Below are 15,147 nucleotides of genomic sequence, written 5' to 3'. Positions count from 1 at the left end.
TTTTATTTTTAAAGGGTCAAATTCCGCCTGAAATCGCTAAGATTTATTGGGTTCAGGCGCTTTTTCCCGGCAGTTCAATCAATGCCCGATGGGGGGAGGCCTTTCAGTCAAATAATTGATGATGGGTAACTTAGGGATGGTTGAAACATCTGCCGCGCCACGTTTCAAGTTGATACTTCCAGACATAAACAATGACTTTCAGGTACTCGCTTTCAAAGGCCGAGAAGGCCTTGATCAGCCTTACTTCATTACCGTGCACTTAGTCAGCGAAAATCCCTCTCTGGATCTGGAGGCGCTGCTTCACCAGCCGGCTTATCTGGACTTTGGCGAATCCGGTGCGGGGCTGCATGGGCGCATCTACGCTATCGGCCGTGAGGGGCCCGGCGTTCGGCTCACTCGCTATCGTCTCACCCTGGCACCACGCCTGGCGTGTCTTGCCCATCGACACAACCAGCGGATCTTCCAGCAACGCAGTGTGCCGCAGATTATTGCGGCGGTCCTTGAGCACCACGGCATTCTGGCGGACGCCTATGCCTTCGAACTGGGCCCTGTGGCCTACCCATCCCGTCCGTTCTGCGTTCAGTACGCGGAAACCGACCTGCACTTTATCCAGCGGTTGTGCGAGGAGGAGGGTATTCACTACCACTTTCGCCATGGCCCGAATAATCACGTGCTGGTGTTCGGTGATGACCAGACGGTGTTTCGGCGTCTGGCTGCACAGCGATTTTGCGCGACGCACGAGCTGGCAGCCAAAACGAGAGCTATCCGGCAGTTCGACGTGCGCCTGGAGACCCGTACCCAGCTGACGGTGCGCCGTGATCATGACTTCGAGCATCCGTCGCTGCGCCTGGAAGACAAGGCCGGGCCTGCATTGACGCAGCGCCTTGAGGATTACCATTACCCTGGTGGTTTCAGCGACCATGCGCGAGGTCGGCAATTGGCGCAAAGGGACTTGGAGCGGCATCTGCGTGACCGCCATCGTGCCGTGGGCAAAAGTGATCAACCGGCGCTGGGCAGCGGCCATTTTCTTGAGCTGTGTGACCACCCGGATCCCACCTGCAACGATTTGTGGTTGCTCACGTCGGTGCATCACGAAGGCTATCAACCGCAGGTGCTGGAGGAAGCAGCACCCGTGGCGGGCACATTCCACGGCTACCGAAACCGGTTTACCGCAACACCCTGGCGCGCCGTGCATCGGCCCCCCATCAGACACCCTAAACCTACCCTCCACGGCAGCCAAACCGCCATCGTGACGGGGCCAGCAGACGAGGAGGTGCACTGCGACGCCTACGGTCGAGTAAAGGTACGTTTTCATTGGGACCGCCTGGACCCCACCGATGACAACAGCAGTTGTTGGGTACGGGTAGCATCCGGTTGGGCGGGCGATGGCTTCGGCGCCATGCTGATTCCGCGGGTGGGCATGGAGGTGCTGGTGACCTTTCTGGAAGGCGACCCGGACCAGCCGTTGATCAACGGCTGCCTGCCCAATGCGCTGCACAGGCCGGCTTACCCTTTGCCGCAACACAAGACACGCAGCGTGTTGCGCAGCCGCAGTGTTCCGGGGGGGACGGGTGCCAACGAACTGCACCTTGAGGATCGCCACGGCGAGGAACTCATCTTCCTGCGCGCCCAACGGGACCTGGAACAGCAGGTCGGCCATGACAGTCGTCTTGAGGTGGCGGGAGAGCGGCGTGAAATCATCCGCGGGTTAAGCACGGTTCATTTGGAAAGTGGCGAGCAGCGACACATCACCGGAGACCGCACTGTCATGCTTGGCACGAACGATCGGCTGGATGTGCAGGGAGACAGCCAGACGCATATCGGTCAGTCCATGGTTATCCAGGCCGGGCAGCAGATCGTCCTCAAGGCCGGCGCCAGCCTGATCATCGATGCGGGCGCACAATTGAGCCTCAAGGCTGGAGGCGAGCACCTGATTATCCAGGCGGGCGGCATTTTCAGCAGCCGGCCTGTCACCGTTGGCGGCTTGCCGCCCCTCACTCGGTCCGCGAACCCATTATCGGCCATGGATGCGCCGAACCTCTCGACGGCCCAAGGCACCCTTCTGGACGAGGCCCGGCAGTTGGGCGCGGACTTCTGCCCGGTGTGCGAGGCGTGTCGTGAAGGCCAGTGCACCCTCATGCGGAGGGCTGCCTGATGCCAAGTGAGCCAGGCCAGTGGATGGCCGAACAGCATCAGGCGGGGCGCCGACTGTGCTTGATCCTTGATGGTCACCACGGCGCACGTCAACAGCTGTTGGCGGTGCGTAACCTGTCGCAGTATTGCAGCCTGTACGCTGAGACCGCCCTGGTCGAGTTGGCAGCGGCAGGCCCGTTGATTCTGTTGGTGGAGCAGGCGGACGAGCCTGCGCTGGTTGATCTGCTGCAACACCCCGAGACGAACTGGGGCTGGCTGGGCAGCCTGCCCGGTGATGATCTGGCTGGCGTGGTTCGGCATTGGCGCGAACGTCTGCTGGTAGGGCGCCAGGGAAGCCAGGCCGTGTATCGCTTTCACGATAACCGTACCTTGGCACGTGCTTTGACCCATTTACAGGGCGAGCACTGGCCAGTGTTTCTCGGCCCACTGATCGGTGTGTGCTATTGGCACCAAGGCTGTTGGTGTCGGGGTGAAAACCCAATGCCGGGGGAGTATCCAGTGCCTGTGCCTGTGCCCTGGCTGAACACGCCCAATCCTCAGGCCGAAGTGATTCTGCACGCCAATATCCTGCGTTATCTGCTGACTGAACACAGCGAAAAGCTCGCCGGCTTGGTCGAGTTTCAGAACCCCAGAATCTGGCTGGCGCAGGTTCTGGAGCAGGCCCGTACCTGGCAATGGCGAGGCCCCCAGCAGCTCGAGTTTCTGGTGGTGCGTCGGTTGGAGGAGGCGACGCAAGGCAGCACGATTCGGTGGCAGCCGATAGAGGGCGAGGCGCCGTCGGAACATTTTGAGCGGGTGTTACGGGAGTGGCAAAAGCATGAATAGGTGGACGCGCAGCGTTTTGATAACGCTCGGTGCAGGATGGCTCTCGGGTTGTGCGCTGGCACCGCCGGCTAAGCGTTTTACCCTGGAGGTGGATTTACCCGCACAGTTTCGATTCATCGGTGCCGCTAAATACCGTCCCGCCAGATATGAACTCTGCACCTTGCCACAGCGTCGAGGCAAAAGGCCTGAACGCAAGATCTTTATTGCCGATTACAAACCCGTGGCCGAACGAGTGAGCTATGAGTTCCCGCTGACTGAAACCATTGAGGGGTGCCCTACGGTGTTGCGTAGCGTGGAGTTCACTCTTTATGCGAAGTGGGGTGAGCGATATAGCGATGTCGACGGGGATTCCGCAGGGATCTTTTTCGCCGATCCCATTGAGTCTGAACGTGTCGCAGGCATGCCGGACTCGGGTGTCCAGGAGTTCGCCGGGCAATGTATGTGGTTTTTTCGTACGGTGGGTCCCTTGCATGCGATCACGAAACTGTTGGAATGCAGAGCGTTGAACACAGCGGGGCAAAGGGAAGAAAGGCTGGCGGGTGGTGTAGTACAGAGAGAGATGCTCCCAGGAAAAAAAGTAAGGCTGACGTTGAACGTTATAGACGAGGAGGCACCCGCTTTTCAGGACACTTGGCTAGCTGTACCAGGGGGATGGAAACGGTGCCGGGGTAAAAGCTTTGAAGATCTGTCCGGATACTGTGGCAGTAACACCACGGACTTTAAACCCATAACGATGCCGGATGGACGTGTTTGCGATGTTTACCCAACGTGCAATTAACAAGGAGATGATTCATGAGCCAGGCAGCATGGAAGCAACCTTTTTTCAGCAGCAAGATGCCTGCTTGCCCGTTGAAAGGGCATTGGGCAAGCGTTTGCCTGGTGGATGAAACGGGCAGCGGGAAGGCTTACGGTGGGCTGGTCTACACAATCCAGGACACTACAGGGCGCCGGTACAACGGAAGGTTGAATGGAGAGGGATACGCCAAGGTGGAAGGGTTTTATTGCGGCCCTGTCATTCTTTCTTTGGATGCGCAGTATTCAGGCGACGAAGAGCCATATTCCAAATTGAGAAAGCGCAAGACTTACCCGTTACCTATCACCGAACTTCAAGCCCGCGCCGAACACACCCGATTTTCAGCGGCTGATGGCCAACGTATCGAGGGTAACCCTGCACAACGCCAGGCAGACCGGTTTTATCAGGTTGAGGTGCGCGACCTGGTTCGACATAGTGCCCACCTGCCGCCGTTTGCCTCCAGAACCTATCAGCCTCCAAGGCATGCATTGAAAATGATGGCTGAGCTGGGGTTTGGTCCGCCGCAGCCGGCATTGTCAGGCGTCGTGCTGTTCCCCAACCTGCACACGGTGTTGGAGGTACGGCCTTTGCGGGCCCTGCGCCCGATGTTGTCGACCGATGATCAGTTTTGTGCGTTGAACCTGTATCAATTGGCGTTGATGTCCACATTGAGTTACTGCGATTTTGGCCAGCAACCTCCAAAACCTCCGGTGGAACACGTCAGTTTTCCCCTGGATCCCAGCGCAGGCAATCTGTTCGCGGAAAAACTCTCGGGGTTTCAAGAAGCCTGGAAGGTCGATCGTGATCAGGCTCAACGCTTCTACCCGTTGTATGAAGAGGTTCCATACTCCCAGCGGTTTGAGATATTGCCTTTCGATCCTGAGTTGTATCCACAAAATCGTCCGGAGCTTGAAGAGAAACAGGAGCATCCAGCTAGCCTGCACTTTTTTGACGATGAAGCCTTCGGTACGGATACCCAGGCGTTTATCAGTCACCACAACGAAGTGATTCTGATCGCTGTACGCGGTACCGCCAGTGGTGCCGATGCTTTGCGAGACGCGAATGCCCACCAAGTGCCATTTGCTGAAGGTGTTGGCAAAGCCCATGAGGGCTTTTATCAGGCCTATCGAGCGATGCGCGACTTTGTTCTGCGCTACCTTTACCGATTTTACAGCGGACAGCGCATTGTGATTTGCGGCCACAGTCTGGGCGGTGCCATTGCATTGCTGTTAGCTGAAGGGCTACGCCGCGTTCCTGATCGTAAGTACAACATCCTCCTCTACACCTACGGCGCTCCCCGCGCCGCAGACTCAGAGTTTACCGACGGCGCCTCAGCCCTTATCCATCACCGCATCGTCAACCACAACGACCCGGTTCCCAGTGTCCCTGCCACGTGGATGAACACCACCGCCAAACTCTGGGTGCCGGGCGCCGTCACGCTTTTTGCCGCGCCCGGTGCGGGTGGCCTGCTGTTTGCCGCTGGCCTTGTGCGCGTCGGCGGCAATCCTTACCAGCATCACGGCGAACAACAGCACTTCATGCCCATCAAGCTGCCGGACGGCACGCACTCCTCAGTGTTATGGACGCCCGGTTGTGAGTCCATCCTTGAGGCGGGATGCAACCGTATACTGCAACTGCATGGCGATATGCCCGAGCGTGCCAACCTGTTGAAACAACTGTTCCAGGCCAGCCAGCATTTCATGACCGCCAGTTACATTCCAGCCGCGTGGGCCACTCTGCGCCGCTGGCAGCAAACCGTGGAGTGCCAGGGGCCTTTGATCACCGCCAGAGAGTTCGAGTTGATAGACCTGGCGCTCGACACCATGACCCAACAACTGCGCGACAAGAACCGCGAGCTCGAGCGTCGTCGCCCACCGAACCAACGCGATTATGGGCATGCGCATAACCAGGCACTGAACGCTGAAGTCGACCGCTTGCGCAGCAGTCGGCGCCGATTGGAGTCGTTACGCTGGCGCCGTCTGGACGTGCGTGACGTGTATGGCAGCCACGCCGATTCCACCGGCTTGCAGCCCAGCGTGAAACGCTGGTTGCGCCACCGTGAAAACCGCAAGTTGGCGCAAATCGCCAGTATTCCTGCGCCACTTCAGGACGGCGCCGGCCGGGTGCAGCCACTGGATATTGATTCAATCGTCTGACCCCGGGGCTTACAAAAACTCCACCTGTGCCGGTCTGCGTTGCATCAGCACCTTGCCATTGCGGATCGAATATAACGGCAGGCCTTGGCTGCGGATCACCTCGTAGTCACTGTCTGCCGAAAGCACCAGCAGGTTGGCCGGGCGACCGGCTTCCAGGCCGTAACGGTCACCCAGGGCCATGGCCTTGGCGCTGTTGTCGGTGACCAGGTCCAGGGCGCTTTGCAGGTTGCGGTAGCCCAGCATATGGCAGATGTGCAGACCGGCTTCCAGCACGCGCAGGATGTTGCCGTTGCCCAGCGGGTACCATGGGTCGACGATGGAGTCCTGGCCGAAGCAGACGTTCATGCCGGCCTCGAGCAGTTCATTGACGCGGGTGACGCCTCGGCGTTTCGGGAAACTGTCGAAGCGGCCCTGCAGGTGAATGCTTTCGGTAGGGCATGAAACGAAGCTGATGCCCGAGTGGCCCAGCAGGCGAAACAGTTTGGCGCAGTAGGCATTGTCGTAGGAACCCATCGCCGTGGTGTGGCTGGCGGTGACGCGCTCGCCCATGCCGCGGCTGCGGGCTTCTTCGGCGAGTACTTCGAGAAAGCGCGAGTGTGGGTCATCGGTTTCGTCGCAGTGCACGTCCACCAGACAGCCGGTGCGTTCGGCCAGGTCCATCAGGAACTTCACCGAGCTAACCCCTTGGTCGCGGGTGTATTCAAAATGCGGAATACCGCCGACCACATCAGCGCCCAGGCGAATGGCTTCCTGCATCAGTTCGCGGCCGTTGCGGTAAGACTCGATGCCTTCCTGCGGGAAGGCGACGATTTGCAGGTCGATCAGGTGCGTGCTTTCTTCGCGCACCTCCAACATGGCTTTGAGCGCGGTGAGGTCAGGGTCGGTGACATCAACGTGGGTGCGCACATGCTGGATGCCATGGGCGGCCAGGGCCTGGATGGTTTTCTTGGCGCGAGCCTTGGTGTCTTCCTGGGTGATGGTGGCTTTGCGTTCGCCCCAGCACTCAATGCCCTCGAACAGGGTACCGCTCATGTTCCAGCGTGGCTCGCCAGCGGTCAGCGTCGCATCCAGGTGGATATGGGGTTCCACGAACGGAGGTATGACCAGGTTGCCAGCGGCGTCGAGATCGTCAGCTGTTAATGTCGGCGCCACGGTTTGTGCAGTAATGCGGGCGATCCGGCCGTGTTCCAGGTGCAGATCATGCAGGCCTTCACGGTTGCGCAGGCGGGCATTGATGATATGCATGGGCAAGTTCCTCTTGGCTTTGGATAATCAGGCAGTCAGCCGCCAGGTCATCAGGGTTATCAGCCACAAGGTTACCATCCTCATGGCAACAGTCGGGTTCATGCCTGTACGTCAGCCAAAGGTGCGCGCACGCGCAGGGCCGCGGTGAGTGCGATGTAGGCCAGGGACGCGGCCACAATCCCCACCAACGGCGCCACCCACGGTGAGTGAAACGCCAGCACGGTGCCCACGGCATACGCCGCCAGCCCTGGCCAATTGAACGCCGGCAGGCGTACATCGGCCAGACGCGGGTACTGGCCGCGATAGCGGTAGAAGAAGTCCGCCATGATGACCCCGCCAATCGGCGGGATCACGGTGCCCAACAGAATCAGATAAGGCACCAGCAAGTCGTACATGCCAAGCAGTGCCAGCAGGGTGCCGATCACCGCGCCGGCCAGGGTTACGGTTTTGCGCCGCCGGGTACGCAGCAGATTGCAGCCGGCCACGGCGAAGTTGTAGATGGTGTTGTCCTGCGTGCTCCAGATGTTGAGCAGCAACATGACCATCGCCGCCATGGCGAAACCTTGCAGCAACAGTACTTCGACCACATCGGGTTGCTGATAGACGATGGCGCCATAGGCACCGATCAACACCATCAAGCCATTGCCGATAAAAAAGCCGATCAGGCTGGCCAGCACCGCGACCTTGGCCGAACGAGAAAAACGCGTCCAGTTGGTCGCCTGGGTGGCGCCGCTGACAAAAGTGCCGAATACCAGCGTGATGGCGGTGGACAAGTCCAGCTCCGCCGTCGGCACCACTGCCAGCAAGCCCTTCAGGCCGCCGACTTTGACGGTGGCGACCCACATCGACAGCAACAGCAGGATGCCCATGGCCGGCACCGCGATATAGGACAGAATCTCCAGCCCGCGATAGCCGATATACGCGGTGGCGCAGAACAGCAGGCCAAACAGCACCATCAGTGCCAGCACCGTGCCTTGGTTCAATTCGAAATATTTGCCCAGCACCACGGCCGCGGTGGCGGTGCCCCAGGCGTACCAGCCGATCTGGGTGAAGCCGAGGATCAAGTCGCTGAGTTTGCTGCCCACCTCGCCAAAGCAGAAGCGCCCCATCAGGACCGAATTCAAGCCGCTCTTGAAGGCGATGTAGCCCAGGCCTGCGGCGTAAATACCCAGCAACAGGTTACCCAGGGCCACGACGCCGAGCATGTCGGTAAAACTGAACGCCACGCCCAGCTTGCCGCCGGCGAACATGGTCGCGGTGAAGAAGGTGAAGCCCAGCAACACCATGGCGGTGGACGCAAGGCCCTTGCGCGCATGCATCGGCACTTCGCTGAGGGGGTAATCGTTACCCGGTTCTTGCTGCGTCATGGCCTTGCTCCCTGGATGACTGACGCAGCGCTGTTGCACTGCGCGTGCCAAACCGGCAGCGCGGCGTATTTGTCGCCAGGCAGCTGTGTCGAGCGCGCCCAAGCAGGCACGAAAGCAGTGCAGCGGTGAGACAAAATGGATCAGTCGAACAGCGTCTGGGTGGTCTCGCCACGATGAAACGCAAACGCCGCTTCAAGGTCGCTTTCGATGGTGCGCCCACGGGACAGGGGCGGCAGGTCGTCGAGGGTAAAAAAGCCCACTTCAGTGGTTTCAAAGCCCGCCATCGGCGCCCGTTGGTCGACCCGCTCGCACAGGAAATACAGCTTGTAGAAGTCCCGCACATCCGGGCGATACAAGCCCTTGGCCTTGTGCGTGACGCTGTACAGCGCGCGTGCCGTGACGCTCAGCCCGGCTTCCTCACGGATCTCCTTGACGATGTTTTCCGCCGCCGACAGGCCGATATCGGCGTACCCACCGGGCAGGGCCCAGCAGCCGTCGGTCAATTCGCGCACCAGCAGTATCCGGTCGCCCTCGATCACCGCGCCGCGTACGTCAATCATCGGGGTTGAATAACGCTTGGCAAAATCCGGCACCAGCCCGGTGATGCGCGCAAGCGGCACATCCGCCAGTTGCGCGAGCATGCTGTGGGCAATCTCGGCAATTTCCTCAAGGCGCTCACGCTCAAAGTCGTCAGTGCAAAAATGCAGCCCCGTGGACGCCAGTGCCTGCAAGCGTTTGGCCTGGGCCAGCCAGAGGTTTTCCATGGGGTGCTCCTATAGATGTTTGATCATAAATACGCGGCGCAGGCCGTGTTCCTCGGCGCGATGGGTTTGCACATAGCCACGGCGACTGTACAGCCCGAGGTTCTCGGTCATCACCTCATTGGTGTACAGGCGGATGGCACTGTAGCCGGCATCAAGTGCCTGCTGTTCGGCAAAATCCATCAGTTGTCGGCCGAAACCAAGGCCCTGGGCTTGTGGGGTGACGGCGAGGTTATCCAACAGCAACGCCGTGTCGGTGTGCCTCAGGATAACAAAGCCTTGAACCTGCCCGGCGTGGTCCAGCACATGCACGCCCCCGTCTTCGACCAACTGCGGGTAGTCCTCCAGCATTGGCCCGGGCTTGCGGCCGATGCGCTCAATGTAGGGCGCATAGGCAGCCTGGACGATGGCCTCGATAGCGGCACTATCGTCGGCAGTGGCGGGGCGTATCAATTCAGCGTGCTCCTGTCATAACGGCTCAGTCCACTGGCGCTTCGAAGATCGCTTCGATGGGCCGTTCGAACACCTTGTCGATCTTGAACGCCAGCGGCAAGCTCGGGTCGTAGCGACCGGTCTCGATGGCGTTGATGGTCTGGCGCGACACGCCCAGGCGCTGCGCCAGATCGGCCTGGGACCAACCCAGTTCTGCGCGTAACTGGCGCAACTGATTATTCATTGATAGCGCCTTTTGCCAATGATTGTGGCCACACACCAGACGCCGCCCATGATCGGCCAGACCATGAAGGCCGACAGGCGCGGCAGGCCCGCGGTTTCCAGGAAACCGTCGCTGAAGTTTAAGCAAAGGATGCTTTACGTTGGGTGTGCAGGTTTTTCATGTCAAGCACGCTTTACAACTGCAGTGGCCAGGCATAAAAAAACCACCCGCAGGTGGTTTTAAACACTCAAGCGCTTACTCGCCGCGATAGATGCAACCGCTGGTGCAGGTCTCGTGGATGCGAATCGCGCTGAGTTCCGGCAACAGGGGCTTGAGTTCGGTCCAGATCCACTTGGCCAGCACTTCGCTGGTCGGATTCTCCAGGCCAGGGATGTCATTGAGGTAGTTATGGTCGAGGCGCTCGTAGAGCGGTTTGAAAATCGCCTTGATTTCCGAGAAATCGCGGATCCAGCCGGTATGGGGATCCAGGTCGCCGCTCAGGTGGATCGCCACCTTGAACGAATGCCCGTGCAGGCGTCCGCATTTGTGGCCTTCCGGTACATGGGGCAGGCGGTGGGCGGACTCGAAGGTAAACTCTTTGAAGATTTCCACGGTGTGACCTGTAGGGCTTGTGTTGCGTGGCTTGTGGAATATTGCCAGTAACTGGTGTACTGATCAATGTACTGATTGGTCGTTGCTGGGCGTTGTTGATGTCATCCACTCAGCAATTGCCGACTGGCGCCAAGCGACCGAATTGGGGCCTATTCTAACCTGTTTTGGGAATGTGCCTTCCCTGATCCGCCGATAAACTGTATTGCGGCCCAGGCCGGTGGTGTAAAGCACCTCGTCGAGGCGCAGGAAACGATCAATTTTCTCTGCTGCTGCCATGTTGATTCTCCGTGCCGCGGGCGGCGTGAGTCAATGAGCCGCGCTGGGCGGCAGAAGTTGGGTTAGGGCTTGGCTGAATGCTTCGTGAGCATTGCCTTCTTCTTGACGATGGCGTCTGCTCGCTTCTGAAGCGCACTCCACTGCTCATCCAGCCGGCGCCAACCGGCCTCAATGGCTTTCTCCTTGGAGGTGAACAGATCTGCCTGGTGGTAGATCTTCCGGCTTTGCGCTCGCATCCAGCCGTCCGAGCTGTAGATGCCAACGATCTCGACTTTCTTTGGCGCGAAGCCTGCGGTCAGCACCCACGCCTCATAGGGAAATTGGTTTTCAGTCATGCAGGAATACCTCGCCCGCCGCTCACCGACAGGCATGTAGTGGGGGTTACATTTCGATAACAGTTCAGCAAGTGACAGCGCTGAAGTGTTTCGCCGAAAATTTGATATTCGGTCGCGCTGAGGCAGCCTAAGCATCTGAGCGGGCAGTTATTTATTGCTCGGCTATCTGGTCAGGCTACTCAATGAGGAGGTGTTTGCAGTGTTCAGGGGATACATCGTTGCAATGTTGGCCGTCGCCATATCAACGTTGGTGGCAGCTGAGGAACTACCGCAAGGGCCGTTGCTTCAGCGCTTTGGTGATGCCATTAATGAGTTGCCCAAACCAGCATCGCCCCCAGAGGCAAAAGCTACTCCACGCGAATTGCACATCGAAGGCCAAGAGGCGCTCAATCACCCTGGCAGACCCGCCATGCGCGATATGGAAAAAACTGGCAATCCAAGCATCGACAACATGCATGCGCGGGATAGAGATGTCTGTAGAAGAGTTCAAGCGGCAGCATTAGGGCAGGGAAGAGGTTTGAGTTTGGTTTGTGAGTAAGAGGGGGCTACTAAGATAATAGTGTTACCCGCTTGAACTCGACCACCCAGACCCACGGGTTGGCTTCCCACGACTCGGTGCCGTTGATCGAAGTCCAGAGATCCCGGAAAGCGAAACCGGCGGGTCGATCCACGCCGGTGACTTGGAACGCCTCAACTGCGCTGGTGCATGCGCCCTCGGCCTTGGCCTGGTCCTCGGTGATGTCCTGCAGCCGCTCGACGCGCACGGCGGTGATCTCCAGCAGGATGCGGCACGCAACCCGAGGCATGTGGATGCTGGGTTTGTACTTCAGGCCGAAGTCCTTCCTCGCCTCGTCGCTGTGTGACCCAGGTCGGCAGTCGGCAGCGTAGGCGTAGCGCTGGAGCGGGCCGTCCGTGTCTGGGCGATGCTCAACGCCAGTGCCGCGCAGATCGATGAAAGTCTCGCGCACCCACAGCCGGTCTCCGGGCTTTCCGAACCGGCAAAAGTCGTTGTAGTAATCAACGCTGTTCGGGTGCAACGGGCCTTCAGTAGGCAGTTCGTGGCACTCGCCGAGCCGAACGCCGTAGCCGATGTTCTTCAGCGCATGAGCATTCAAGGCCCTGCGTGTGACCGTCTTCCGGCCTTCCATGATGGCGCGCACCATCGGCGCCGAGAATAGGATGGGCCGTTCCTTTACTTGAGACATAGCTTCGCCTTGGCCACATATCGTGGCAGTGAATAGAGGGAGGTTTACAGCTGAGGGTGGTGGCTTTACGGCATCGCCGATATTGCGTAGAGTGCGCGAACCCTGAGTCTCCTCAGTCAAGTCGAAAGATCAAGCTTTACGGGGCATATCCGTAATTTCATCTGCCGAATAGGCAGTTGCATGAATTACACAGCGGGTACCCGTTGCGTCGTTCTATTTTGACTTAACCCAGGAGGTTCTTATGCAAATTGAGATTACTATCAGGCTAGATCTGAAGTTCTTGATCGTGCTGCTGAAATGCGCATTATCTTGATCTGATGGTTGCCCCGGGTTGCAGAGCCGCACCCGGGTTTCCCTCCCCTCTCCAAAAAGTTTTGGAGAGCATCATGCAGCGACAGCCTGCCGCTCAGTAATAGTCCACGGATCGTTGGCCCGCGCTAGCGCTGCCATCGGCGGCGGACTTACGCTGTTGCCGCACATGTGCACCTGCTGAGTCTTGGTGAACGGCTTGCCGTCGGCGCCGTGGCTGATGATGTAGTCGGCGGGGAATCCCTGGGCCTTGTACAGCTCGGCCGGCTTCAGCATCCGCAGGCAGATGTCGACGATCACATAGGGCGTTCCCTTGACCATCACGGTGACCATGGCCAGGCGGTCCTTGGTGGTTATCGTCGGCGCCGGCGAGTCGCATGCGCTGATGTTCTCGGTACCGTAGTAGCTGATCAGGAAGGCGGCGACGCGAAGGGCACCGGCTTCGTGCTCAGGCGACAACGTGAGCGACACCAGCGAGCTCTTGCCACCGCCGCCGGCTGTGATGGTCGGCGCCGGTTCTTCCAGGCCCTGGCCAATGCTGCCGCCGAATGCCCGCTCCATGAATGCGCTGGCCAACCCGTGGTGCTGGCCACCGGCGCTGATGGTGTGCAGCGGGTCGTTCACGTCACGTGCATCGCAGTTGCCGCGCAAGTGCACCAGGTTCGCCACCGCCAGCTGCTGCTGGCTGCCGGTGTTGGTCACTGTGGTCATTGGGTCTTCGATGCTCTTAGCGTCAGTGGTGTTGAAGCCGCCATTCATCTGCGCCATGAATACCGTGGAGATGCCCATGGCGTGCGCGGCGCCGGCCGGGCGCTGATAGTTGCCGCCGCTAGTGATAGTCGGTAGCGGCTGGTCCAGCGCCTTGCCCGCGTCATCGAAGCGGAACTTCACCAAGTGTGCCGCAGCGATCGCGCGGTGGTTCTGGGTCATCAGTGTGCCTACCGGCTGGTCCGTGCCCACCGGCTTGCCTGAGTACTCCGGGCCACCGGCCCCAACCATCAACGGGCTGATCAGCGTCAGTTCGCCGCGATTCGCGCAGGTCACTGTCGGCAGCGGTTCGAGTGGATCGTTAATTCGGTCGCTACCCTGGTGCGTTGCCGGTGCGATGATTGGGCTGACCACGCTGAAGGCGCCGCCCTTCGGGTAGGAGGTGACGGTGCGCAGCGGCTCGTCGGCCGATTGCACAGTCTCGCCTGACCAGTTGGCAATCGGCACAATGAACGGTGCCGCGCTATCGATGACGAACTTCTTCATGCCCTTGGCAACGCGGCGCAGGGTGGCCGGGGCCAGGTCTTTCTTGCGGCCGAAAATGCTCTTGCCCAGGTCGGTGAAGTCGATGCAGTCAGCGGCGGTTTTCCACTTTTGCTGACCCTTAACGGGGTTCTTGGCGTGGGTTGGCTCCGGCCACACAATCGGCTGGCCGTCGCACCGGGCGATCATGAATAGGCGCTCCCTGCTGGTCGGCGCGCCGAAGTCGCAGGCCTTGATGACTTTCCACTCAACGACATAGCCCATGCCTTCCAGCAAGGCCACGAAGCGGCGCCATGTGCGTCCCCGCTGCTTTGGGTCGGGAATCAGGAACTGCTGGCCCACCGGCACGACCTCACCAGGTGCCGCAACGTCGCCGCCGAGTTTCACCACGCGGCCGGTGGCCTTGTCGCGCTTGGCAATCAGTCGACCCCATTGCAGGATCTGCTTGACGTTCTCCAGGCTGATCACGCGGGGCCGCTTCATGCCTGCCCACTTGAGGCCGATCCATGAAAGGTTGCGGATCTCGCGCTTGCGCGGTTGCCCGCCGGCCGCCTGGGAGTGATGCGTGCAGTCCGGTGACATGTGGAACCAGCCGACGGCCTTGCCGCCGCACTCGGTGTCAGGATCACCCTCGAATACGTCGGTGGTGAAGTGCTTCGCGCTTGGGTGGTTCACTGTGTGCATGCTGATCGCTTGCGGGCTGTGGTTCTTCGCCACGTTCACCGCGCGGCCAAGGCCCATTTCCAGCCCGGTACCGGCACCGCCGCCGCCACAAAAGAAGTCGACAACGATCTCATCGTCCTGAGGGTTGAAGCCGAGTCCGTATTGGGTTTTGAAATCGAAGGGGTGTTTCTTCTGTTGTGCGGACATAGGGGATCCTCGCCGGCTGGCGTGATTCGTTTAAGTGGGTGATATGCTTTGCTGCTTATCAAACAAGGAGGTGGTAATGGCGGGTAAAAAGCTTGAAGCGTTCCGCAAGTGGTTCACGCCGCGTAAGCGCTTATGGGCAGGCATCGCTTTGCTTGTCACTGCGACATTCGGGCCGCTTCTCTATCCAGGTTTCAATGGTTATTGGGGTATCTTTATTGCTCCTGGGATCATGTTTCTCTGCAGTGCATGGAATCCCGAGGATCGCGCTAAGCGCTTATAGCCTCGCCGGCTGGCGTGATTCGTTGATATGGGGTATTACGGGTGACCGGCATG

The 15,147-nt window shown here is 59.5% G+C and carries 16 protein-coding genes; 6 read left to right on the top strand and 10 right to left on the bottom strand.

Translation table 11 applies throughout. The annotated features are described in order from the left end of the window. Window positions 1–136: 136 nt before the first annotated feature. Genes tssI through ACQY47_RS04595 form a run of 4 tightly spaced genes read left to right on the top strand, consistent with a single transcriptional unit; the run spans window position 137 to window position 5,928 of the window. Complete coding sequence (tssI, locus tag ACQY47_RS04610) at window positions 137–2,155, top strand: type VI secretion system tip protein TssI/VgrG (protein ID WP_428556110.1); 2,019 nt, start codon at window positions 137–139, stop codon at window positions 2,153–2,155. After that, the gene (locus tag ACQY47_RS04605) at window positions 2,155–2,979 is read left to right on the top strand and encodes a DUF4123 domain-containing protein (RefSeq protein WP_428556107.1); all 825 of its coding nucleotides are present in this window, start codon (window positions 2,155–2,157) and stop codon (window positions 2,977–2,979) included. The genes tssI and ACQY47_RS04605 overlap by 1 nt, the downstream gene beginning before the upstream one ends. Further along, a complete protein-coding gene (locus tag ACQY47_RS04600; RefSeq protein ID WP_428556104.1) occupies window positions 2,972–3,757 on the top strand; it encodes a hypothetical protein in 786 nt (261 codons plus the stop codon). Before ACQY47_RS04605 ends, ACQY47_RS04600 begins: the two co-directional genes overlap by 8 nt. A 14-nt stretch (window positions 3,758–3,771) precedes the next feature. Continuing rightward, window positions 3,772–5,928 carry a lipase family protein gene (locus ACQY47_RS04595; protein WP_428556101.1) on the top strand — a complete coding sequence of 719 codons (2,157 nt, stop codon included), beginning with the start codon at window positions 3,772–3,774 and terminating at the stop codon, window positions 5,926–5,928. Window positions 5,929–5,937: 9 nt separating this feature from the next. On the opposite strand, the gene codA is transcribed toward ACQY47_RS04595, so the two are convergent. From codA to ACQY47_RS04555, 8 genes are all read right to left on the bottom strand, one after another. Beyond that, the gene (gene codA / locus ACQY47_RS04590) at window positions 5,938–7,173 is read right to left on the bottom strand and encodes a cytosine deaminase (RefSeq protein WP_017135300.1); all 1,236 of its coding nucleotides are present in this window, start codon (window positions 7,171–7,173) and stop codon (window positions 5,938–5,940) included. 98 nt (window positions 7,174–7,271) lie between these two features. Next, the gene (gene codB / locus ACQY47_RS04585; RefSeq protein ID WP_017135299.1) at window positions 7,272–8,540 is read right to left on the bottom strand and encodes a cytosine permease; all 1,269 of its coding nucleotides are present in this window, start codon (window positions 8,538–8,540) and stop codon (window positions 7,272–7,274) included. 140 nt (window positions 8,541–8,680) lie between these two features. Next, window positions 8,681–9,304 (bottom strand): NUDIX hydrolase, encoded by a 624-nt coding sequence (locus tag ACQY47_RS04580; RefSeq protein WP_017135298.1) that lies wholly within the window; start codon window positions 9,302–9,304, stop codon window positions 8,681–8,683. A 9-nt stretch (window positions 9,305–9,313) separates the two neighbouring features. Beyond that, a complete protein-coding gene (locus ACQY47_RS04575) occupies window positions 9,314–9,754 on the bottom strand; it encodes a GNAT family N-acetyltransferase (protein WP_428556096.1) in 441 nt (146 codons plus the stop codon). 25 nt (window positions 9,755–9,779) lie between these two features. Beyond that, entirely contained in the window at window positions 9,780–9,977 is a 198-nt protein-coding gene (locus tag ACQY47_RS04570) for a helix-turn-helix transcriptional regulator (RefSeq protein WP_428556093.1), read from the bottom strand. A gap of 234 nt (window positions 9,978–10,211) precedes the next feature. Then, window positions 10,212–10,568 (bottom strand): 6-carboxytetrahydropterin synthase QueD, encoded by a 357-nt coding sequence (gene queD / locus ACQY47_RS04565; RefSeq protein WP_003237990.1) that lies wholly within the window; start codon window positions 10,566–10,568, stop codon window positions 10,212–10,214. Window positions 10,569–10,631: 63 nt separating this feature from the next. Further along, complete coding sequence (locus tag ACQY47_RS04560; RefSeq protein ID WP_081609232.1) at window positions 10,632–10,844, bottom strand: helix-turn-helix transcriptional regulator; 213 nt, start codon at window positions 10,842–10,844, stop codon at window positions 10,632–10,634. Between the two features lie 62 nt (window positions 10,845–10,906). Continuing rightward, window positions 10,907–11,179 (bottom strand): hypothetical protein, encoded by a 273-nt coding sequence (locus ACQY47_RS04555; protein ID WP_176992345.1) that lies wholly within the window; start codon window positions 11,177–11,179, stop codon window positions 10,907–10,909. Window positions 11,180–11,333: 154 nt separating this feature from the next. Between ACQY47_RS04555 and ACQY47_RS04550 the strand changes: the two genes are divergently transcribed. After that, entirely contained in the window at window positions 11,334–11,717 is a 384-nt protein-coding gene (locus ACQY47_RS04550; protein WP_428556088.1) for a hypothetical protein, read from the top strand. Window positions 11,718–11,727: 10 nt separating this feature from the next. Here ACQY47_RS04550 and ACQY47_RS04545 read toward each other — a convergent pair whose 3' ends face one another. After that, a complete protein-coding gene (locus ACQY47_RS04545) occupies window positions 11,728–12,384 on the bottom strand; it encodes a hypothetical protein (protein ID WP_176992347.1) in 657 nt (218 codons plus the stop codon). Between the two features lie 384 nt (window positions 12,385–12,768). Then, complete coding sequence (locus ACQY47_RS04540) at window positions 12,769–14,814, bottom strand: DNA cytosine methyltransferase (protein WP_428556085.1); 2,046 nt, start codon at window positions 14,812–14,814, stop codon at window positions 12,769–12,771. A gap of 76 nt (window positions 14,815–14,890) precedes the next feature. Between ACQY47_RS04540 and ACQY47_RS04535 the strand changes: the two genes are divergently transcribed. Further along, window positions 14,891–15,094 carry a hypothetical protein gene (locus ACQY47_RS04535; protein ID WP_219268842.1) on the top strand — a complete coding sequence of 68 codons (204 nt, stop codon included), beginning with the start codon at window positions 14,891–14,893 and terminating at the stop codon, window positions 15,092–15,094. The last annotated feature ends 53 nt before the right edge of the window (window positions 15,095–15,147 follow it).

This window comes from Pseudomonas edaphica (assembly GCF_965277385.1).
In the GTDB taxonomy this organism is placed as follows: Bacteria; Pseudomonadota; Gammaproteobacteria; order Pseudomonadales; family Pseudomonadaceae; genus Aquipseudomonas; species Aquipseudomonas edaphica.
This window is presented reverse-complemented; position numbering and strand designations above follow the sequence as displayed.

Coding starts and splice junctions, on each gene's coding strand:
- tssI (WP_428556110.1), top strand. CDS start 137: ATGGTTGAAACATCTGCCGCGCCACGTTTCAAGTTGATACTTCCAGAC.
- ACQY47_RS04605 (WP_428556107.1), top strand. CDS start 2,155: ATGCCAAGTGAGCCAGGCCAGTGGATGGCCGAACAGCATCAGGCGGGG.
- ACQY47_RS04600 (WP_428556104.1), top strand. CDS start 2,972: ATGAATAGGTGGACGCGCAGCGTTTTGATAACGCTCGGTGCAGGATGG.
- ACQY47_RS04595 (WP_428556101.1), top strand. CDS start 3,772: ATGAGCCAGGCAGCATGGAAGCAACCTTTTTTCAGCAGCAAGATGCCT.
- codA (WP_017135300.1), bottom strand. CDS start 7,173: ATGCATATCATCAATGCCCGCCTGCGCAACCGTGAAGGCCTGCATGAT.
- codB (WP_017135299.1), bottom strand. CDS start 8,540: ATGACGCAGCAAGAACCGGGTAACGATTACCCCCTCAGCGAAGTGCCG.
- ACQY47_RS04580 (WP_017135298.1), bottom strand. CDS start 9,304: ATGGAAAACCTCTGGCTGGCCCAGGCCAAACGCTTGCAGGCACTGGCG.
- ACQY47_RS04570 (WP_428556093.1), bottom strand. CDS start 9,977: ATGAATAATCAGTTGCGCCAGTTACGCGCAGAACTGGGTTGGTCCCAG.
- ACQY47_RS04560 (WP_081609232.1), bottom strand. CDS start 10,844: ATGGCAGCAGCAGAGAAAATTGATCGTTTCCTGCGCCTCGACGAGGTG.
- ACQY47_RS04555 (WP_176992345.1), bottom strand. CDS start 11,179: ATGACTGAAAACCAATTTCCCTATGAGGCGTGGGTGCTGACCGCAGGC.
- ACQY47_RS04545 (WP_176992347.1), bottom strand. CDS start 12,384: ATGTCTCAAGTAAAGGAACGGCCCATCCTATTCTCGGCGCCGATGGTG.
- ACQY47_RS04540 (WP_428556085.1), bottom strand. CDS start 14,814: ATGTCCGCACAACAGAAGAAACACCCCTTCGATTTCAAAACCCAATAC.
- ACQY47_RS04535 (WP_219268842.1), top strand. CDS start 14,891: ATGGCGGGTAAAAAGCTTGAAGCGTTCCGCAAGTGGTTCACGCCGCGT.